General features: G+C 70.4%; 21 protein-coding genes. 13 read left to right on the top strand and 8 right to left on the bottom strand.

Translation table 11 applies throughout. From position 1 onward, the window contains the following. Positions 1-2: 2 nt before the first annotated feature. Both CJZ98_RS00500 and CJZ98_RS00505 read left to right on the top strand, forming a co-directional pair. Positions 3-1,523, top strand: coding sequence for a GMC oxidoreductase (locus CJZ98_RS00500; RefSeq protein WP_094587552.1), 1,521 nt, complete (start codon positions 3-5; stop codon positions 1,521-1,523). A gap of 55 nt (positions 1,524-1,578) precedes the next feature. Continuing rightward, positions 1,579-2,319 (top strand): hypothetical protein, encoded by a 741-nt coding sequence (locus CJZ98_RS00505; RefSeq protein ID WP_094587553.1) that lies wholly within the window; start codon positions 1,579-1,581, stop codon positions 2,317-2,319. On the opposite strand, the gene CJZ98_RS00510 is transcribed toward CJZ98_RS00505, so the two are convergent. Next, positions 2,310-4,322 (bottom strand): sensor domain-containing protein, encoded by a 2,013-nt coding sequence (locus CJZ98_RS00510; protein ID WP_094587554.1) that lies wholly within the window; start codon positions 4,320-4,322, stop codon positions 2,310-2,312. The two genes, CJZ98_RS00505 and CJZ98_RS00510, sit on opposite strands and share 10 nt — an antisense overlap. A 162-nt stretch (positions 4,323-4,484) precedes the next feature. On the opposite strand from CJZ98_RS00510, the gene CJZ98_RS00515 reads away from it, so the two are divergent. After that, entirely contained in the window at positions 4,485-5,078 is a 594-nt protein-coding gene (locus CJZ98_RS00515) for a MarC family protein (protein WP_157910819.1), read from the top strand. A gap of 273 nt (positions 5,079-5,351) precedes the next feature. Here the strand turns inward: CJZ98_RS00515 and CJZ98_RS00520 are convergent, their stop codons facing one another. Beyond that, a complete protein-coding gene (locus tag CJZ98_RS00520; protein ID WP_094587556.1) occupies positions 5,352-5,555 on the bottom strand; it encodes a hypothetical protein in 204 nt (67 codons plus the stop codon). A gap of 199 nt (positions 5,556-5,754) precedes the next feature. On the opposite strand from CJZ98_RS00520, the gene CJZ98_RS00525 reads away from it, so the two are divergent. Beyond that, positions 5,755-8,010 (top strand): beta-glucosidase family protein, encoded by a 2,256-nt coding sequence (locus tag CJZ98_RS00525; RefSeq protein ID WP_232756068.1) that lies wholly within the window; start codon positions 5,755-5,757, stop codon positions 8,008-8,010. Positions 8,011-8,054: 44 nt separating this feature from the next. Here CJZ98_RS00525 and CJZ98_RS00530 read toward each other — a convergent pair whose 3' ends face one another. Together CJZ98_RS00530 and CJZ98_RS00535 are read right to left on the bottom strand one after the other, a co-directional pair. Continuing rightward, positions 8,055-8,546, bottom strand: coding sequence for a glycosyl-4,4'-diaponeurosporenoate acyltransferase CrtO family protein (locus tag CJZ98_RS00530; protein ID WP_094587557.1), 492 nt, complete (start codon positions 8,544-8,546; stop codon positions 8,055-8,057). A 15-nt stretch (positions 8,547-8,561) separates the two neighbouring features. Further along, positions 8,562-9,182 (bottom strand): esterase/lipase family protein, encoded by a 621-nt coding sequence (locus tag CJZ98_RS00535; protein ID WP_094587558.1) that lies wholly within the window; start codon positions 9,180-9,182, stop codon positions 8,562-8,564. Between the two features lie 140 nt (positions 9,183-9,322). Here CJZ98_RS00535 and CJZ98_RS00540 point away from each other — a divergent pair, with 140 nt between their 5' ends. From CJZ98_RS00540 to CJZ98_RS17905, 6 genes are all read left to right on the top strand, one after another. Beyond that, complete coding sequence (locus CJZ98_RS00540; RefSeq protein WP_094587559.1) at positions 9,323-10,651, top strand: AAA family ATPase; 1,329 nt, start codon at positions 9,323-9,325, stop codon at positions 10,649-10,651. A gap of 2 nt (positions 10,652-10,653) precedes the next feature. Further along, positions 10,654-11,319: a hypothetical protein gene (locus CJZ98_RS00545; RefSeq protein ID WP_198537398.1), complete on the top strand. Its 666-nt coding sequence runs from the start codon at positions 10,654-10,656 to the stop codon at positions 11,317-11,319. A gap of 42 nt (positions 11,320-11,361) precedes the next feature. Continuing rightward, positions 11,362-12,141 carry an RNA ligase family protein gene (locus CJZ98_RS00550; RefSeq protein WP_198537399.1) on the top strand — a complete coding sequence of 260 codons (780 nt, stop codon included), beginning with the start codon at positions 11,362-11,364 and terminating at the stop codon, positions 12,139-12,141. Positions 12,142-12,218: 77 nt separating this feature from the next. Continuing rightward, positions 12,219-12,452 carry a hypothetical protein gene (locus CJZ98_RS00555; protein ID WP_094587561.1) on the top strand — a complete coding sequence of 78 codons (234 nt, stop codon included), beginning with the start codon at positions 12,219-12,221 and terminating at the stop codon, positions 12,450-12,452. A 95-nt stretch (positions 12,453-12,547) separates the two neighbouring features. After that, entirely contained in the window at positions 12,548-12,928 is a 381-nt protein-coding gene (locus CJZ98_RS18945; protein ID WP_232756069.1) for a CsbD family protein, read from the top strand. A gap of 175 nt (positions 12,929-13,103) precedes the next feature. Beyond that, positions 13,104-13,250, top strand: a complete 147-nt coding sequence (locus tag CJZ98_RS17905) for a lmo0937 family membrane protein (protein WP_108723263.1) — start codon at positions 13,104-13,106, stop codon at positions 13,248-13,250. Positions 13,251-13,306: 56 nt separating this feature from the next. On the opposite strand, the gene CJZ98_RS00565 is transcribed toward CJZ98_RS17905, so the two are convergent. Beyond that, positions 13,307-13,696, bottom strand: coding sequence for a PilZ domain-containing protein (locus tag CJZ98_RS00565; RefSeq protein WP_094587562.1), 390 nt, complete (start codon positions 13,694-13,696; stop codon positions 13,307-13,309). A 171-nt stretch (positions 13,697-13,867) separates the two neighbouring features. Between CJZ98_RS00565 and CJZ98_RS00570 the strand changes: the two genes are divergently transcribed. Next, complete coding sequence (locus CJZ98_RS00570; RefSeq protein WP_094587563.1) at positions 13,868-14,515, top strand: NAD(P)H-dependent oxidoreductase; 648 nt, start codon at positions 13,868-13,870, stop codon at positions 14,513-14,515. A gap of 4 nt (positions 14,516-14,519) precedes the next feature. Here CJZ98_RS00570 and CJZ98_RS00575 read toward each other — a convergent pair whose 3' ends face one another. Both CJZ98_RS00575 and CJZ98_RS00580 read right to left on the bottom strand, forming a co-directional pair. Continuing rightward, positions 14,520-15,398 (bottom strand): M48 family metalloprotease, encoded by an 879-nt coding sequence (locus tag CJZ98_RS00575; protein ID WP_198537400.1) that lies wholly within the window; start codon positions 15,396-15,398, stop codon positions 14,520-14,522. Between the two features lie 82 nt (positions 15,399-15,480). Continuing rightward, a complete protein-coding gene (locus CJZ98_RS00580) occupies positions 15,481-15,717 on the bottom strand; it encodes a hypothetical protein (protein WP_094587565.1) in 237 nt (78 codons plus the stop codon). A 169-nt stretch (positions 15,718-15,886) separates the two neighbouring features. Here CJZ98_RS00580 and CJZ98_RS00585 point away from each other — a divergent pair, with 169 nt between their 5' ends. Next, positions 15,887-16,333: a hypothetical protein gene (locus tag CJZ98_RS00585; protein ID WP_157910821.1), complete on the top strand. Its 447-nt coding sequence runs from the start codon at positions 15,887-15,889 to the stop codon at positions 16,331-16,333. Between the two features lie 67 nt (positions 16,334-16,400). On the opposite strand, the gene CJZ98_RS00590 is transcribed toward CJZ98_RS00585, so the two are convergent. Beyond that, positions 16,401-16,928, bottom strand: coding sequence for a L,D-transpeptidase (locus tag CJZ98_RS00590; RefSeq protein ID WP_094587669.1), 528 nt, complete (start codon positions 16,926-16,928; stop codon positions 16,401-16,403). 410 nt (positions 16,929-17,338) lie between these two features. On the opposite strand from CJZ98_RS00590, the gene CJZ98_RS00595 reads away from it, so the two are divergent. Then, the gene (locus CJZ98_RS00595; protein WP_094587567.1) at positions 17,339-17,665 is read left to right on the top strand and encodes a hypothetical protein; all 327 of its coding nucleotides are present in this window, start codon (positions 17,339-17,341) and stop codon (positions 17,663-17,665) included. Positions 17,666-17,691: the final 26 nt, after the last annotated feature.

Genomic DNA, 17,691 nt, shown 5'->3' on the forward strand with positions numbered 1-17,691 from the left:
CCATGATCATCGACGACCGCTCCTACGACGTTCTGATCATCGGCAGCGGCGCTGCTGGTGGCACCCTGGCCGGCGCGCTAGCCGCCAGCGGTCGCTCCGTGCTGCTGCTGGAGCGCGGCGGCGTGATGGCCCTGGCGGACCAGAACGTGGCCGATGTCGACCTGTTCCGCAAGGATCGCTACCACTACGGCGAGCAGTGGTTCGGCCCGGACGGTGACCCCTTCGCTCCCCAGACCGTGTACGCCATCGGCGGCAACACCAAGATCTGGGGAGGCGTGTTGGAGCGGATGCGCGAGCGGGAGTTCGGCCCCCTGGCCCTGCAGGAGGGGCCGGTGCCGAGCTGGGAGCTCAGCTACGCCGACTTCGCCCCGTACTACGACCGGGCCGAGGCCCTCTACCGGGTGCATGGCCAGGCCGGCAGCGACCCCACGGCGCCGCCTCGCAGCGGTCCCTTCCCGCTGCAGCCCCGACCCCTCGATCCGCTGATGGCGGAGCTGCGTGGCGCCCTGGAGCGGGCCGGCACCCATCCCCACCCGCTACCCCTGAGCTGGAGCACGTCGGCGCTGGATCCCACGGGCGATGCGGAGCTGTTCGGGGTGGATCTGGCCCGCGCCAGCACCAACCCCACGGTCACGGTGCGGGAGCGGGCCCGGGTGCGCCGCCTGCACGTGAACCCCAGCGGCCGGGAGGTGCGGGGGGTGGAGGCGGAGATCGATGGTCAGCGCTGGCTGTTCAGCGCCCAGCTGGTGGTGCTGGCGGCCGGCGCGATCAACAGCGCCGAGATCCTGCTGCGCTCCGCCAACGACCGCCATCCCCAGGGCCTGGCCAACGGTTCGGGCCAGGTCGGCCGCAACCTGATGAAGCCCCAGCTCACGGCCATCCTGCAGCGGGCCGCCGTAGCCAACAGCGGCCGTGAGGCCCGCTGCCTCGGTGTGCACGACTACTACTGGGGCGATCAGAACGTGTCGTTTCCGCTGGGGGCGATCCAGAGCGGCGGCGGTGTCCTGCAGGATCCGCTGTTCGCCGAGTCGCCGCCGGTGCTCTCGCTGGTGACGCGGCTGCTGCCCAACGCCGCGCTGGAACGGCTGGCGGGGCGCTCGATCTGCTGGTGGGCCAGCAGCCCCGTGCGGCCCGATCCCGCCAACCGGCTGACGCTGCGGGGCGAGAGCCTGCAGATCGACTACACCGCCAACAACCGCGAGGCCCACGACCGGCTTGTCTACCGCTGGCTCGACACCCTGGAGGCGGTGGAGGCCGATCCCCTCAACCGGGCGGTGCAGCCCTTCCCGATCCACCCCCGCGGCGAGGCGCCGCTCTCGGCGATCGGCCAGGTGTGCGGCACCTGCCGCATGGGCTCGGACCCCGCCAGCTCCGTGGTCAACCTGCAGGGGCAATGCCACGAGCTGGCCAATCTCTACATCGCCGACTCCAGTACCTTCCCCAGCCTTCCGGGGGTGGGGATCGGCCTCACCGTGATCGCCCAGGCCCTGCGCCTGGCCGATCACGTGCAGGCCCTGATCTGAGCGCGGCACGCCGGGCCCGGGCTGGCCATGCTGCAGGCATTGCGCGGCCCCAGCGATGTCCAGCCTCTCCCCGGAACAGGCCCTGGTGCTCACCGCCATCGAGCGCTTCCTGGCCGACCCCGACCTGGTGGCAGACCAGGACGGGGGCGATGACGGTCGGGGCGGTGGCGGTGGGGATGGCGACGTGCTCGAGGCGATTGCCCTGGCCCTCACGGCGGTGCTGCCCGTCGAGGCGATCGAGCAGGCGATCACCAGCCTGCTGGCCAGCCATGGCGCGGAGCTGGATGACGACATCCAGCAGGTGCTCGAGGCCCTGCTCGGCGCGATCGAGCGTGACGACAGCGATCTGGAGGCTGATCCCGGGTCCGACTCCGGCCCCGATGCCGGCGAGTCGGCGCTGCAGCGCTCCCTGGCTGGTCAGGCGGCCGCGCTGGAGGCCAATGCCCTTGATGGCAACTGCCTGCTGGTGTGGGACGAGCAGCTGAGCCCGCCCCTGCAGGAGCTGGAGATCCTCGACCTTCTCGATGAGTACCCCTGCCGCGGCGATGGGGCCCGCTGGAGCCCGGAAGACTTCGTGGTGCTGCTGGAGGCCAAGAGCCGCCTCTGGCAGCAGACGATGGCGGCGCTGGAGATCTTTGCGGAGCGTCCCGAGAGTCGATCCAACGCGGCCACGATGCTGGCGGTGGTGCCCACGGACCCCGAGCGGCCGATCGAGCTGATGGAGGTGCTGGTGCCGCTCACCGGCCTGGCCTGGGCCGCGGAGGAGAGCGGATCGGCAGCGGAGCCTCAGGCCTGAATCGGGATCACCCGGTCGCGGCCACGGCCCTTGCCCGTATACATGGCGCCATCGGCCCGGGCGATCAGTGCATCCACCGACTCGCCGCCCTGGGCCACCGCCACCCCGATCGTGGTGGTGATGGCCAGGGGCCCGGCAACGGTGGGGATCGGCTCGGCAACGGCCTTGCGGATCTTCTCGGCGATCTGTACGGCGTTGTCCAGACCTTGCACGCCTTCGAGTACCACCAGCAGCTCATCGCCGCCAAGGCGGCCGGCCAGATCGCCGGCGCGCAGGCAGCCGCCGATCCGCCTGGCCACCCCGCGCAGCAGGTCGTCGCCGGCGGCATGGCCGTGCTGGTCGTTGATGGCCTTGAAGTGATCCAGATCGCAGAACAGCACGGCCGTGCGGGAGCCGGTGCGGGGCTGTTGCCGCACGATCGTGTTGATCCGGTTGGTCACCTCCTGGCGGTTGAGCAGGCCGGTGAGGGGACCTCTGGCGGCGCGGCGGGCCAGCTGTTCTTGCTGGCGCCGGCGCTCGGTCACATCGAAGCAGTAGCCGATGTAGCCGCCGAAGACTCCATCGAGGCCCGTGAAGGGAATGCCGTTGTCGGAGATCCAGCGATACTCGCCGTCGTGGCGGCGCAGCCGGTACTCCATCACGAAGGAGCGTCGCTCTGCGAAGGCCTCCAGGTAGATCTGCAGGCAGCCCGCCAGATCGTCCGGGTGGACCCCCTCGGTCCAGCCGTTGCCCACCTCCTGCTCCAGCGTGCGGCCGGTGAAGGCCAGCCAGGTGGCGTTGAACCAGTCGCAGAGGCCATCGAGGCCGGCGCGCCAGATCAGCGCAGGGGCGTCGTTGAGCAGCTGCAGGTAGAACGTCGCGGCCCGCTCCCGCTCCCCCTCCACCCGCTTGAGCTCGCTGATGTCCGTGATCTGCAGGATGGTGGTGCTCACCCCACCGTCCGCGTCGCGGATGCAGCTCACCGAGAGATCTCCCCACACCGGCGGGCCATCAGGGCGGCGGAACCGGGCCGTCAGCCGGTAGCTGTTGCGCCGGTTGGCCTCCATGTCGCGGCGCAGCGGCTGTTCCGCCGCCAGATCCTCTGGATCGATCAGGTCACTCCAGCTGGTTTGCATCAGCTGCTTGGGCTCGCGGCCCAGGAACTGGCAGAGGGCCGGATTCACCCGCAGGATCGCTCCGCCGGGATCGAGCAGGGCGTTGCCCACGGCGGCGTTGTCCATCGCCATCCGGAAGAGCTGCTCGGCCTGGGCCCGGGCCAGGCGGGCCTCCACCGCTGCGTGCACGTCGCGGCAGCTGCCGACGCGGGCGATCACCCGGCCCTCGCCATCGAGCACGGGCTTGATGGCCACGGAGGCCCAGCGCCTCTCGCCGCTGGCCGTGCGCAGCCGCAGCTCGCAGCTGATCGGACGGCCCGCCAGGATCTGCTCGGTGGCCTGCTGCAGTCGCGGCAGGTCCGCCGGCTCGATGAACTCGGCGGCGGAGCGGCCCACCAGCTGCTCCGGTTCGCAGCCCAGCAGGCTGCGGGACGCGGGCGACACCCACTCGAACACCGCCTCCGGCGTGGAGCGGAAGATCATGTCCGCGGAGTTGTCCAGCAGCAGCTGGTACTGGTCCTTGGTGGCCCTGAGCTCCCGCTCGCTCTGGCGCCGCCGCGCGGCCACGACGACCGCCATCAGGCCCACACCCGTCAGACCCACCAGCCTGGAGAGAAAATCGAGCGAGGGGAAAAAGGCCCAGTGGATCCCTGAGGCCAGCGACAGGGCCAGGGCCAGGGCCCCCATCACCAGCACCCTGATCGGGGAGGCAAAGGCCGCCGCCAGCACCACCGGCAGCCAGTAATAGGGCAGAACGACGATGTCGCGGGGCAGCACCAGATCCGCCAGGAACAGGCCGATCAGCGCCAGCGCCAGCAGCACCCAGCCGCTCTGCTGGTCCAGCGGGATTGGCCGCGGTGGGACGTGGCGATCGGGTTCCCTGTTGGTGCCGGCTCCGAGCAGTGCCACCGCCTCCAGCGGTTGTCCGTTCCACTCTGGTGCGGATCGGCATGGATGGGCAGCCCGCAAGCTGAGGTAGTCACCGACCGATGGAGAGTCCGCCAGTGGCAGGCGCTCCACCTGGGCGCCCCCGGGGATACGGTGCGGGCAGCGGCGCCTGACGGCACGGCCATGGCCCTGATCAACACCGCCGTGGGCCTGCTGGCGATCAGTTCGCCGATCGGCGCGCTGCCAGTGGTGGCCAAGGCTGCCGGAGGCGAACCCGGCCGGGTGCGGCGGATCAGCCGGCTGGCGGTGCTGACCTTTCTGTTCACGCTGCTGGCGGCCTGCTGGTGGGGTCAGGCTCTGCTGGATCTGTTCGCGATCAGCCTCGATTCCTTCCGCGTGGCCGGTGGCCTGATCCTGCTGCCCATTGGCCTGCGGCTGATCGAAGGCCTGGAGGTGGGCCACCCGGAGGTCGACAACGACGCCGGTACGGTCGGGGTGGTGCCGATCGGGATGCCGCTGCTGGCCGGCCCCGGCGCCATCTCCCTGGTGGTGGCCGATGCGCCGCAGGCGTGGATCGGCCGTCTGGCCCTGAGCGGGATCATCGCCCTGCTGGCCCTCGGGATCTATCTGGTGCTGCTGGTATCGATGCCGCTGCGGCGGGCCCTGGGGGAACTGCAGGAGAAGGTGATCAGCCGCCTGATGGGGCTGCTGCTCAGCGCCATTGCTGTGCAGATGCTGGTGAACGGCCTCAAGGGCTGCTTTCCGGCGCTGGCCTGAGGCTCACGCCCAGCCGACAGGTCCGACGGGGTGATTGCCGACACGTGGCACCAAGACCGTGGCGCCAAGACCTTGCTGCCAAGACCGTGCCGCCGACAGCGTGCCGCCGGCACGGCGAGGTAGAGGCCCTGCCGGGAAACCCCAGGGCGTCGAGACCATCCACCGCGGGGGTTGGTGCTGCTGATCGGTCTGGCGGCCAGGAGGGGGCCAGGCCCCTGGGGCAGCGGCTGTTCGGCTTGGAAGTTCTGAGGTGCTGAGGCCGTTCCCCTGCCCTCAGCCGCCCTCGCCCGGAAACTCGGCCGGCTGGGCCAGGGCCTCGAACAGCTCGGCCAGCACCCCCTGCATCCCCGCCTGCAGGCGGCAGCCCGGAACGGCCTCGGAGGCCACCAGCAACAGGGCGCAGGCATCGGCCAGGGCCGCGGCCTCCTCGGCGTTGAAGGCCAGCAGGTGCTGGCCCCTCCACTGGCTCGCCCTCACTGGACCCTCGTTGCGATCTCCGTCATGTCGCTGCCTCCAGCGCCGGGGTGGAAGGAGCCTGGGCGGCAGCTGTGTCTGGCCGCTGACTGCGAGGGCCGCGGTTGCGACTGGATGTGACCGCCGATCCCCAGCCCGGGGCCATGGCCCATGGTTTGCCGCCGGAGGCCATGCCTACGGTGCTGGTGTGTGCCGCCCTGCCGTGACCAGCGCCGCCGATGGTCGCCGCCTCGAGCCCCAGGCGCCCGGGGCGCCGGCCCAGGAGCAGCGGGCCCGGGCCCTGCTGGAGCAGCTCACGCTGGCCGAGAAGCTGGCGATGCTCGATGGCGATACGCCGTTCTGGTCGGGAATGGCGGACATCGCCCTCCACAACGCCTCCCACCAGCACCCCTGGCCGGCCGGGGTGGTGCCGCGGCTGGGGATTGGCGGCCTGCACTTCGTGGATGGCCCCCGCGGCGTGGTGCTGGAGGGCGGAGCCACCACCTTTCCGCCACCGATCGCCCGCGGCGCCAGCTGGGATCCGGAGCTGGAGCAACGGATTGGTGCGGCCATGGCCCGCGAGACCCGTTCCTTCGGCGCCAATCTGCTGGGCGGAGTGTGCGTGAACCTGCTGCGCCACCCCGGCTGGGGCCGCGCCCAGGAGACCTACGGCGAGGACCCCGTGCACGTGGGCGCCATGGGCGCCGCCATGAGCCGCGGGGTGGCTCGCCATGCGATCGCCTGCGTCAAGCACTTCGCCCTCAACTCGATCGACAGCGCCCGCTTCCGGGTGGATGTCCAGGCCACGCCGCGGGTGTTGCACGAGCTCTACCTGCCCCAGTTCCGCGACTGCATCGAGGCCGGCGCCCTGGCGGTGATGAGCGCGTACAACAGCGTCAACGGCGCCTGGTGCGGCCAGCATCCCGATCTGCTGAGCGACATCCTCAAGCGGCGCTGGGGCTTTGGTGGCTTTGTGCTCACCGACTTCATCTTCGGCGTCCGCGACGGCGTGGCTGCCGTACTGGCGGGCCAGGACCTGGAGATGCCCTTCCGGATGGTATTCGAGGCCTGCCTGCCGGAGGCGGTGGCGAGCGGTGCGGTGCCCCTCAGCCGTATCGATGACGCGGTGCTGCGGCTACTGCGGGCCCAGCTCTCGGTGCCGCCCGGGGACTATTCGGCGTCGCTGCGGGCCTGCCCGGAGCACCGGGCCCTGGCGCGGGAGGCCGCCACCAAGGCGATCGTGCTGCTGAAGAACGAGCCGCTCGCGGACGGCGGGCCGCTGTTGCCGCTGGCTGGCGTGGCTTCGATCGCTGTGATCGGCCGGCTCGCCGCCGAGGCCAACCTGGGCGATCGCGGCTCCTCCGACACCCGCCCCGCCCCCGGCTCGGTGGTGACGCCCCTGGCGGGCCTGCGGGCCGCGGCGCCCGAGCTGGAGATTCGCCACTGCGACGGCCGCAACCTGGCCGAGGCCACCGCCCTGGCCGCCGCGGCCGAGGTGGCGGTGCTGGTGGTGGGGCTGGACTGGCGCCATGAGGGCGAGCACATCCACGCCGGCGATATCGCCCCGATCCTGCGCCATACGCCGCCCCCCGATCCCCTGCTGCGCCGCATCGGCCGGGCGCGGCTGCTGCCGCTGTGGTCGAAGCTCACGGCGGGCTTTGCGGCGGTGGCCAGCCTCGGCTCGGCCAGGCCCGGGGGGGATTTCGCCTCCGGCGACCGCACCGAGCTCAACCTCGAGCCGCGCCAGGAGGCCCTGATCCGCGCCGTGGTGGGTGCCAACCCGCGCACCGTCGTGGTGCTGATGGGCGGCGGCGGCATCCTCAGCGAGGCCTGGCGCCAGCTGGTGCCAGCCATTCTGCTGCTCTGGTATCCAGGCCAGCAGGGGGGCGAGGGCCTGGCGGATGTGCTGCTGGGCCGCGTGTCGCCCTCGGGCCGGATGCCCTTCGCCCTGCCCACCGACCACGCCCACCTGCCCCCCTTCCACCCGCGCACCCGCCAGATCACCTACGACCTCTGGCATGGCTACCGCCGCTTCCAGCGGGACGGCCACTCGAGCGCCTTCCCCTTCGGCTTCGGCCTCTCCTACGCGAGCTTCAGGCACAGCGAGCTGGCCGCCGAGCTGGTGGAGGCTCCCGCGGGGGCGGCGGATCCCCAGGCGGCGCTGCTGCTGGAGCTCACGGTGCACAACGCCGGGGCGATGGTGGCCGATGAGGTGGTGCAGGTGTACCTGGAGCCGCCGGGGCGAGCCGTGGAGCGGCCGGTCCGCAGCCTGATCGGCTTCCAGCGGCTCACGCTGGAGCCGGAGCAGAGCGAGCGGCTGCGGCTGCTGATTCCCCTGCGCCGCCTGGCCTATTTCGATGAAGCCCACGACGGCTTCGCCCTGGAGGCCGGCCGGCACAGGCTGGTGGCGGCCCGCCACGTGGAGGATCCAGGCCTGGCGGTGGATCTGGAGCTGGAACCGCTGCTGCTGGGACCCTGAGGGGCCGCCGCTGGAGGGCTGCACCGGCCGCGGGCCAGGGACCCTCAGTCCCCCGCCGGTGGCGTGAGCCCCATCCTCTGCAGCAGGGCCGTGATCCGCAGCCGGTTGAAGCGCTGCAGCCACAGGCAAGGCAGGTTGAAGGCCGTGGCGAACAGCAGGTTGAGCAGCACCCCCATGGGCGGCAGCCACAGGGCTGTGGCGATCCAGAACGGCCACAGGGCCAGGTGCACCAGCTCGGCCCGGCGGGTTTCGGCCACCAGCCGCCGCAGCGTCTCCCGATCCCGCCCCACCAGGCTGGCCTTGCGGACGCCGCCGGCAAAGGCGGTGCCGGCATCGGGCAGCCGGTCCTTCCAGTGGCGGATCCGCAGCCAGCGCTCGTAGGCCGCGGGCCGCTCGCCCCAGGGGCGGGGCGCTGTGAGCCAGCTGTCGCTCTCCAGGGCCGCCGGTGGCAGCCGCTGGGCCAGCCAGCCGATCAGCAGCGACCAGGCCAGCCAGCCGCCTGCGCAGGCCAGGAACCTCCAGGTATCCGCCGACATCGGGGATCTCCGGCCTCAGGCCCGCAGCAGTTCCTGGGCCAGGGGCGCCAGAGCCTGGGGATCGCGCACCAGTTGGGGGTGGGTGAGCACCGGCAGCTGGTGCCGCGGCCCCACCGGCAGCACGGCGCTCCAGCCCGGCAGCACCATCAGGTCAAGCCCTGAATAGAAGCTGCAGCAGTCCACCTGCCGCAGGCTGTCGAGGTCGGCATCGAGGCGCTGCAGCAGCGGGCTGCCCGGCTTGAGGTCGGCGATGCCGGCCAGCAGCTTTCGCGGCCAGGGCTGGGCCGTGAGCGTGCCCTGCTGGGGGCTGCCCAGGCTGATGAAGCGGCGGGTGCGGCGATACCCCCCCTGCAGTTGGATCCAGGTGCGGCCGATCACCCCACCCATCGAAAAACCCAGCAGGTCCACCGGCCGGGAGGGGCCGAACGCCGCCTCGATCTGGCGGCCCAGCCACTCGGCCAGCTCCTGCACGGGCGTGGTGCCGAAGCGCACCGGCAGGTCGGGCACCAGCAGCTCTTGGCGTTGCTCGCCCAGGTGACGCCGCAGCCGATCGAACACCCGCGGGCTGTCCATCAGGCCGTGCAGCAGCACGAGCGGTGGTGTGGCCGTCTGCGTTGAACCACTGGAGCTGCGCATCGCTCCATTCAAGGCCAGATCGCGCGCGGCCGCAGCCAGCCCGGCAGACGGGAATACCGGCAGGGCCGATCCCCCAGGCTGCGGGCCGCAGAATGCAGCCCTGGGACCCTTGCCCGCCCTGCGGCCCCAGCGGTACCGCCATGCTCACCGCGCTCCAGCTCCGCCAGTTCAAGTCGTGGCAGGACACGGGCTCTGTGGCCCTGGCGCCAGTGACGATGCTGCTGGGCACCAATTCCTCGGGCAAGTCGTCGCTGATCCAGAGCCTGCTGCTGCTCAAGCAGACGGCCCAGTCGCCCGATCGCACCGTGCACCTCGACCTCGGCGGCGAGGAGAGCACCGCCAGCTTCCACTTCGGCGACTTCGCCAGCCTGCTCAAGCAGGGGGCCAGCCCGCGTCGCGTCGGCATCGGCTTCAGCTTCGCCCGCAGCGGCAGCGCTGAGCGGGTGGCCAGCGGCCGGTTCCAGGCCAGCTACGGCCAGAGCGCCAGCGGCGCCGTGGTGGTGCAGGAGCTGACCCTGGAGGACGGGGCCGGCCAGCGCTTCCGGACCGTGCGGCGCGAGAAGGGGAGCTACGGGCTGCTGGTGGGGGCCGAGAACCAGTCCAAGGGCAGGAGCCCCGCCTTCAGCCCCGAGCGCTCGATCGCCTTGCCGGCCAGGGCCATCGCCGAGCTGGGCGCCGCGGGTGCCCGCGTTGAAGACCTCAGCCTGGCGATCCGCCGCGAACTGGAGGAGATCCTCTACCTCGGCCCGCTGCGCCGCAAGCCCGAGCGCGACTACCAGTGGGATCGGGCCCGCCCCGGCGAGATCGGCAGCGATGGCGGCCGCAGCATCGACATCCTGCTGGCCGACGCGCTGCTGCCGGGGCCAGAGCGCAACGGCATCGTGAACGGGGTGTCGCATTGGCTGCAGCGCATGGGAATTGCCCAGCAGCTGCTCGTGCGCCAGGTGGGCCGCTCCAGCCGCTACGAGGTGGTGATCGACCAGGAGGCGGTGGCCGCGAACCTGCACGATGTGGGCATCGGCATCTCCCAGGTGCTGCCGGTGCTCACCGTGGCCTTCTTCGCGCCGCCCGGCAGCACCGTGATCCTGGAGGAGCCTGAGATCCACCTGCACCCGCTGGCCCAGTCGGTGCTGGCTGAACTGCTGGTGGAGGTGAGCCTGAGCCGCCAGGTGCAGTTCATCGTGGAGACCCACTCCGAGCACCTGTTTCGCCGCATGCAGACCCTGGTGGCTCGCCAGGCCATCGCCCCGGGCGACTGCGCCCTCTACTTTGTCGACAAGCTGGCGGGCAGCTCCCAGCTGCGCCGTCTCAGCCTCGACGACTACGGCCGGCTGCTGGATTGGCCCGAGCACTTCTTCGGCAATGCCATGGGCGATGCGGAGGAGCAGGCCCGGCTGATGTTCGAGCGGCAGATGATCGAGCGGCAGAGGGCCGGGCGCCAGGGGGCTGATCGGCAGCGCGAGGCCTAGCCATGAGATCCCGCTATGTGGTGGATACCAACGTGTTGATCGCCGCCAGCGCCGGCAACCCCCAGCAGCACCGTCCGATCGAGGCCACCCCGGAGGACCCCACCCTGCGCCTGGCGGTGTGGCAGTGGCTGAAGGCGTTCAAGGAGTCGGACAGCCGGCTGGTGCTCGATGGAGCGGGCCGCATCTTCGAGGAATACCGCCACCAGCTGGGCTTCGGCGACTACGGCCATCAGGTGGTGCTGCACAAGTGGAGCACCTGCGCCAGTGATGTGGTGGAGATCGCCTACGACACCGACGGCAACGCCGTACTGCCGGCGGATCTGCAGCCTGTGGTGCACGACCTGGCCGACCGCAAGATGGTGGCCGCCTGCGCCGAGGCGATCCGGGTGCATGGCGCCTGCTGGATCGCCTTCGCCGGCGACACCGACTGGCACGGCTGGGAGCAGGCCCTGAGCGCCCACCGGATTCCGCTGGAGCCGGTGATTGAGTCCTGGTCGCGCCAGAAGTACGCTGAAAAGGAGGGTCTCGCTGGTGGACTGCATGGGCGCCAGCAGGAGCGGCACCATGGGCGTCCGAATGAGCGCCAACACCACCAGCATGATCACGGCTCGCATGTGCACGGCCCGCATGATCACCGCCATGGCGAGGCCCACGACCAGCACGACTGACAGGGTTTCTCCCAGCGCCGCGAACCCGGGGCCAACCACGCCATGACCCCTGCCGCCCACCCTGCCATGACCGGCGGCGCCAGCAGCGCCGGGGATCCGGAGTTCTTCCGCTTCCCCCACACCCCCCACCTCGCCTGGCTCGGCAGTGGGGATGTGCGCGGCGACAAGGTGCTCACCACGCCCGAGGCCGAGAGCTTTCTCCAGGCCGACCTGTCGGTGGAGGAGAAGGTGGATGGGGCCAACCTGGGCCTCTCCCTCGCCTCCGATGGCCGCCTGCGGCTGCAGCAGCGCGGGGAGTACCTGCAGGCGCCGTTCCAGGGCCAGTTCACGCGCCTTGGCTCCTGGCTGGCGGTGCATGGGCCGGCGCTGACGGCCTTCCTCTCGCAGCCGGAACATCGGGGCCTGGTGCTGTTCGGCGAGTGGTGCGCCGCCCGCCACTCGCTCGACTACGGGGCCTTGCCGGACCTGTTCCTGCTATTCGACGTGGTGAATCCCCGGGACCCGCGCTTCTGGAGCGCGGCGCGGCGCAACGCCCTGGCCCTTGAGCTGGGCCTGGCGGCCGTGCCCACCCTGCACCGGGGCCGGCTGGATCTGCCGGGGGTGGTCTCCCTGCTGGACAGCGCCCCCAGCCGCTACCGCAGCGGTGCCCCTGAGGGCTTCGTGCTGCGCCATGACGACTTGGACTGGTGCGTGTCGCGCAGCAAGCTGGTGCGGCCGGAATTCACCCAGGCGATTGCTGAGCACTGGCGCTCCCAGCCCCTGGTGTGGAACCGAGTGGATTATGGCGCGGCGTCCGAACCTGGCGGATACGGGTCTCCGTAGCCCAGCTCACCTCCGGCGAGCGAGCAAACCCGCGAGAATCGGTTTAACGAAGCAAGCCATATCCGGGCCCCAGCTCCATGCGTGAAATCGTGTTCCGGGTGCTCCCCGATCGGCCAGGGCGCCTCCAGGCCACCGCCGAAAACGAGACGATTCGAATTGAGGCCGACTCCCTTGAAGAACTGCAGTACGAGGCCCGCGAGGCCCTGATCGAACGGCTGGGTCCGTCCCACGTGGCCTATCGCGTGCGGCTGAAGCGCAGTCAGGCGCCGATCGTCGCCCGGCCTTGCTCCCGGCCACTGCCGCTCGGCTGAACTCAGTCGGTTCGGTTCAACGATTTCATGCCCGGGATGGAGGCTGGCGCCACGCCGTGCCTACAGCGGAGATGAGCCTCTGGGATCAGAACCCCATGTCCATCTCCCCGCTCGCCCGGCCACCCAGGGCCCAGCCGTTCGGTTTCAGCCTCGGCGGCTTCGCTGCGCTGGTCGCCCTGATCTGGTCCCTGCTGCTTCCGTTGCCGGCCGTGGCAGCGGTCAGCCTCCACCCCGTTCACCTCACCCCCATTGCCACCATGTCCAACCACCTCGATGCCGCGGCCAAGGATGCCGAGGGCAAGCTGGAATCCGCCTATGGCGAGCTCACCGGCGACACTGGCCACCAGATCAAGGGCAAGGCCAAGCAGGTGCAGGCCTCCGGGATGCATGCCCTGGAAGATGTGAAGCAGGGCGCCAAGGAGGCGGCTGAGAATGTCAGCGATGCCGCTGGTCGGCTGGCCGACAAGGCCAAGTAGGCATCAGTTGATTCGTTCGGCTCAGGCCACGCTCATTTGATTGATTTAGTTCGGTCAATTCAGACCGAATCAAGTCAGTTCAAATCAGTTCACTTTAATGCAGTCCAGGCCCCGCTTCGGGATGGGGCCTGGCGCTTTCCTTGCCCGTCCTGTCCCCGTCCCTGGAGGAACCGCCATGCTGGAAACGCTCGCCATTCTTCTGATCATCCTTTGGCTGCTGGGCCTGGTCACCTCCACCACCCTGGGGGGGCTGATTCATTTACTGCTGGTGATTGCGATCATTGCGATTCTGTTCCGCGTGATCAGTGGCCGGCGGATCTGAGTCGCAGTGCCACTATCTTTCGGGCCAAGTGGATGGCCACACTGGAGCCCTCACGATCAGTCTGAGAGCCCGGCCCTGGCCATCTTTGTGAAGGCCACGAAGTTGCGGCGTTCCGTCTCACTGCCCACGAAGGAGATGCCGATCCTGGAGTTGCTCTGACCCAGTCGGCACCAGCGCACCACCCCCTGAATCCTGCGGCCCTCGTCCATCGCCTGTTCCATCATGCGGGCGTCGTATTCGGCCACCTCGATTTCCACGACATCGCCGACGCTCACCTCCAGCCTTCCCCGGCGGATGGCACAGGCGCCACCGTCGTTGATGTCATAGAGGTTGGCGATGCCACTGCCGGCCTTGGGCAGATGAAGATTGATCGGTGTCCCGGAGGGCATCACCTCCCGCTCGGCGCGGTCACTCTGGCCCGGCTGAAGCGGCGCGGAACTCGTCATCGGATCAACCGTCGTGCCCGAACTTCACCTCCATTAAAGGAACGGCGCCAGGGGGCCAGCTACGGCGCCGCAGAACTTGATCCTCGCCTGCCGCGTCGGTGCGGTGTCCGCGCGAACCGGCGCCGCCTCGGGCCCCATGGGACAGTCCTGGTCCTGCCGGATGTCGCCGCGATGCCCCTCTCCCCCGCCGAGCTGCTCGAGGCCCAGCGTTGGCGCTACGCCACCAAGGCCTTCGATCCCAGCCGCACCATTCCGCCGGAAACCTGGGATTCCCTGGAGGAGTCGCTGGTGCTGACCGCCTCCTCCTTCGGGCTGCAGCCCTGGAAGTTCCTGGTGATCGCCGATCCGACCCTGCGCGCCGAGCTGCGCGGCCACTCCTGGAACCAGGGCCAGATCACCGACAGCTCCCATCTGGTGGTGCTGCTGGCCAAGCGCCGCATTGATGCCGCCGACGTGGACCGCCTGATCACCACGACGGCCCAGGCCCGGGGCCTCGATCCGGCCAGCCTCGATGGCTTCCGCCAGCTGCTGGAGAAGACCGTGGTGCAGGGGTTCAGCCCCGAGCGTGCCGATCAGTGGGCGGTCAATCAGGTGTATATCGCCCTGGGCAACCTGCTCACTGCCGCTGCCCTGCTCCAGGTGGACACCTGTCCGATCGAGGGCTTCTCGCCCCCGGACTACGACCGCATCCTCGGCCTGGAGGGCAGCCCCTACCGCACGGCGGTGGTGGTGGCCCTGGGCTACCGCAGCACGGACGACAAGTACGCCGGCCTGGCCAAGGTCCGCTACCCGCGCCAGGAGCTGATCGAGCGGCGCTGAGGCCCTACCGATCCACCCCGCTCGGGGTGGTCTGGACCCGCAGCACCTGGTGCTCCGGGTCCCAGCTCCACTGGGGGCTGGATTCCCCACCGGCCTGGCGCCCCCCCTGCCGTTGACGCCAGGCCGCCAGATCCCGCTGCAGCGGCTCGCCCAGGTACTGCTGCGCCGCCTTGAGCCGCCGGGCCTGGCCCGGATGGGAGCCCAGGGGATCCTCCGGGGCGTAGTCGGCATCGAGCTGGGCGCTGCTGAGCAGCTGCTGCACGCAGGCCTTCGGGTCGTGGCCGGCGATGGCCGTCATCAACATGGCGCCGCGATCGGCCGCCAGCTCCTGCTGCTGCGACAGCTGGGCCAGGGCGCGCTGGCGGGCCTCCTCGGCCAGGTTCGCGTAGGTCTCGTTGGCCGCCCGGGAGGCCAGATAGGAATGGCGGCGCAGCACGTGGCTCAGCTCATGGGCGATCACGCAGCGCAGGGCCGGACGGTCGCTGTCGTGGATCAGGAAGAAGGAGCGATCGAAGGTGATCAGCCCATGGGAATAGCTGCGGGCCTGGGCGGAGCCGAACAGATAGGAGAGCCGGCGAATCTGGCGCTGGGCCGGGCTGGTGGCCTCCGCAGGCGACTGGTGGGCCCAGTTGGCGCAGGCATCCCCGGTGTCCTGGTCTTCCTTGCTGGCCTTGCAGAGGCCGGCCTTCTCGGCCCAGTAGGGCGCCGCATCCCCCAGCTCCAGCCCGAAGCGGAGCGGGGTGGTCTGGATGCGATTGGCGCGCAGCAGCGGATCCGCCACGGCCTGGACCTCCGCCAGTTCGCGGGGGATGGGAGCCTTGCCGCAGCCGGCCAGCCCCAGCAGCAGCGCCAGGGCCGCCAGGGGGCCGGGCAGAGAGCGCACTGAGAGGCTGCACACAGAGAGGCTGTACACAGAGCGGCAGCGCACAGCGCGACGGTGCACGGGCTGGAGGTGCACCAGGACCTCAGGCCCGCTGAGGCACCAGTGCGTTGCGCTGGAGGGTGGTGAGTTCAAAGCGCAGCCAGGTGTGCAGCTGCTGGCGTTCCGCATCGAAGACGAAATCGAGCACCCGTCCGGCGCTCACGACAATGCCGCGCACCTGGGCCAGGCTGCACTGACCCACCACGCTCACCCACTCGATCGGTGCATCGAGCTGGCGGCTGAGCAGGTCCATCAGCTCGGGGGGCACCGGCAGGGGCATGGCGCAGATCGCGTTTGAGGTCGTCGTAGCCAGCCTCCGATGGGACGGGCCCCGCTCCACGGATTTCCTGCAGATCCCATTCCTGCAGATCCCATTCCTGCAGATCCCATTCCTGCAGATCCCATTCCTGCAGATCCCATTCCTGCAGATCCCATGTCCTGCAGATGCCATGGGGCGGGCTCTCCGGTTGCAGGCCCTCAATGACCTCCACTGGGAGCTGTGGCCCCGGCCCGACCTCGGCACCCTGGAGTGCGCGGGATGGAACCTCCCGCCGCCGGGATCCCGCCCTGGCGCCACCACTGATCCCGTCGCCCAGCACAACTTCAGCCTGAGCGAGCCCTTCGCCATGGCCCAGCATGGAAGGTATCCCCGACCTGCCTGCCCCATGGCCGACCCCCACAGCCCCGCCCAGGCCAACGACGCGGCGGCCGGCCACGGGCCGCTCGACCTGATTCACCGCGCCGCGATCCAGACCGCCCGCGACCTGCTCGCCGCCGAAAAGCAGGTGGAGAGCCTGCGCCATGAGCTGGCGGCCGCCGAGCACCATGCCCGCTCCCTGCGCCAGCAGCTGGAGATGACCGTGCACCGCATCGACAAGGCCTCGCCGACGGCCTGAACGCTCCGGCCAACCCCGTCGCCGCGGCAAGGCTGGACCATGCCGCCCGGATCAAGGCCCGAGTTGATTACGGCTCGATCCCCACCTCGGTGCCCGCCGGCGTCCGCTGGAACAGCCAGCGTGCCGTGGCGCTGGAGACGCGGATGCAGCCATGGCTGCGCCGAACGCCGAAGGCCTGGCGGGCCGCCTCCTGCCAGGGGGCCGGATGGATGCAGATCCGATCGGGCCGGAGACCGCCGCCCCCCAGACACATCACGTTGGCGACAGCGGGGATGCGGTACCCCTCGCCCACGATCGGCGTGCTGGCGTACTTGCCGGCCACCCGGAACTGTCCCGTGGGCGTGGGCATCGAGGCCAGGCCCGTGGAGACGAGGGCGCGATAGACCCGCCGTCCCTCGCCGTCGAAGACCGTGAGGCGCTGCTCGGAGAGATCGATCAGCAGCCGGGCGACCTGGCCGCCACTCGCTGGGGCGCGCCCCCCTGGGGTCGGAGTCGCTGGAGCGGGCCGGGGCGGGGTGGCACCGGATGGTTTGCTCTGGCTGGGAGCGGCGAGGGGTGCCTGGGTGGGCTGCTCCGGCGGGAGCGGCTCGGGCATGGGCGGCAATGGCGGTGGCGATACCTGGCTCGGTTGGGCTGGCGTCACTTGGCCCGGCGCTGGGACCGGCGGCAGCTCCTCGGCGCCGATGGGCTGCGGCAGTGCTAGCGGCAGGCCCTGGCCCACCAGGAGCCAGGCCAGCACCGGAAGTCCGGTGATTCGCCTCATGTCCATGACCTCCCGTCCATGCCCTTGCGCCCATCCCGTCACGTCCATCCCGTCACGTCCACTGCGCCGCGTTCGCGCCGCTATCTACCCCCACCCCTTAGCCACCGGATATGACCTCCGCCATCGGCCAAGCGCAACAGCCAGCTCCCTTCGTGATGCGGGAAACACAGGTCGCCGCATCAGGGGGTGCGGCGCCTGCGGCTCCGCTGGTCCATGGTGGGGGCGAAGCAGCCCTCGAGCCCATGAGCAGCGCCCCCGAGTCCACCCCGGCCGCCGAGTCGTCGAATCCCCGCATCCAGCAGGTGTTGGATGCCGTGGAGGCCGCTGCGGTCACCCCCGAGGACGCGCTGCGGATCAGCCTGGAGCTGCTGGGCTTCGTGGAGGAGTACCACCTGGAAACCCTGGAGGAGCTGCTGGGGGACGGTGAGGCCGACGCCGTCAGCGTGGCCGTCTGGGCCGCCGACAGCGCCCGCCTCAAGACTGCCCGCGAAGTGCTGGAGGAAGTGCTCGGGGATGACGAGGAGGACGACGACGACCTCGCCCTCGACGACGGGGAGGGGGACGCCTGATCCGTTGAGCCACTCATCTGGGCGAG

The sequence above is a fragment of the Vulcanococcus limneticus LL genome, assembly GCF_002252705.1.
GTDB classification, from domain to species: Bacteria; Cyanobacteriota; Cyanobacteriia; order PCC-6307; family Cyanobiaceae; genus Vulcanococcus; species Vulcanococcus limneticus.

Excerpts from the sequence above, each read along its gene's own strand:
- CJZ98_RS00500 (WP_094587552.1), top strand. The coding sequence starts at position 3 with ATGATCATCGACGACCGCTCCTACGACGTTCTGATCATCGGCAGCGGC.
- CJZ98_RS00505 (WP_094587553.1), top strand. The coding sequence starts at position 1,579 with ATGTCCAGCCTCTCCCCGGAACAGGCCCTGGTGCTCACCGCCATCGAG.
- CJZ98_RS00515 (WP_157910819.1), top strand. The coding sequence starts at position 4,485 with ATGGCCCTGATCAACACCGCCGTGGGCCTGCTGGCGATCAGTTCGCCG.
- CJZ98_RS00530 (WP_094587557.1), bottom strand. The coding sequence starts at position 8,546 with ATGTCGGCGGATACCTGGAGGTTCCTGGCCTGCGCAGGCGGCTGGCTG.
- CJZ98_RS00535 (WP_094587558.1), bottom strand. The coding sequence starts at position 9,182 with ATGCGCAGCTCCAGTGGTTCAACGCAGACGGCCACACCACCGCTCGTG.
- CJZ98_RS00540 (WP_094587559.1), top strand. The coding sequence starts at position 9,323 with ATGCTCACCGCGCTCCAGCTCCGCCAGTTCAAGTCGTGGCAGGACACG.
- CJZ98_RS00545 (WP_198537398.1), top strand. The coding sequence starts at position 10,654 with ATGAGATCCCGCTATGTGGTGGATACCAACGTGTTGATCGCCGCCAGC.
- CJZ98_RS00550 (WP_198537399.1), top strand. The coding sequence starts at position 11,362 with ATGACCCCTGCCGCCCACCCTGCCATGACCGGCGGCGCCAGCAGCGCC.
- CJZ98_RS00555 (WP_094587561.1), top strand. The coding sequence starts at position 12,219 with ATGCGTGAAATCGTGTTCCGGGTGCTCCCCGATCGGCCAGGGCGCCTC.
- CJZ98_RS18945 (WP_232756069.1), top strand. The coding sequence starts at position 12,548 with ATGTCCATCTCCCCGCTCGCCCGGCCACCCAGGGCCCAGCCGTTCGGT.
- CJZ98_RS17905 (WP_108723263.1), top strand. The coding sequence starts at position 13,104 with ATGCTGGAAACGCTCGCCATTCTTCTGATCATCCTTTGGCTGCTGGGC.
- CJZ98_RS00565 (WP_094587562.1), bottom strand. The coding sequence starts at position 13,696 with ATGACGAGTTCCGCGCCGCTTCAGCCGGGCCAGAGTGACCGCGCCGAG.
- CJZ98_RS00570 (WP_094587563.1), top strand. The coding sequence starts at position 13,868 with ATGCCCCTCTCCCCCGCCGAGCTGCTCGAGGCCCAGCGTTGGCGCTAC.
- CJZ98_RS00580 (WP_094587565.1), bottom strand. The coding sequence starts at position 15,717 with ATGCCCCTGCCGGTGCCCCCCGAGCTGATGGACCTGCTCAGCCGCCAG.
- CJZ98_RS00585 (WP_157910821.1), top strand. The coding sequence starts at position 15,887 with ATGGGGCGGGCTCTCCGGTTGCAGGCCCTCAATGACCTCCACTGGGAG.
- CJZ98_RS00590 (WP_094587669.1), bottom strand. The coding sequence starts at position 16,928 with ATGCCCGAGCCGCTCCCGCCGGAGCAGCCCACCCAGGCACCCCTCGCC.
- CJZ98_RS00595 (WP_094587567.1), top strand. The coding sequence starts at position 17,339 with ATGAGCAGCGCCCCCGAGTCCACCCCGGCCGCCGAGTCGTCGAATCCC.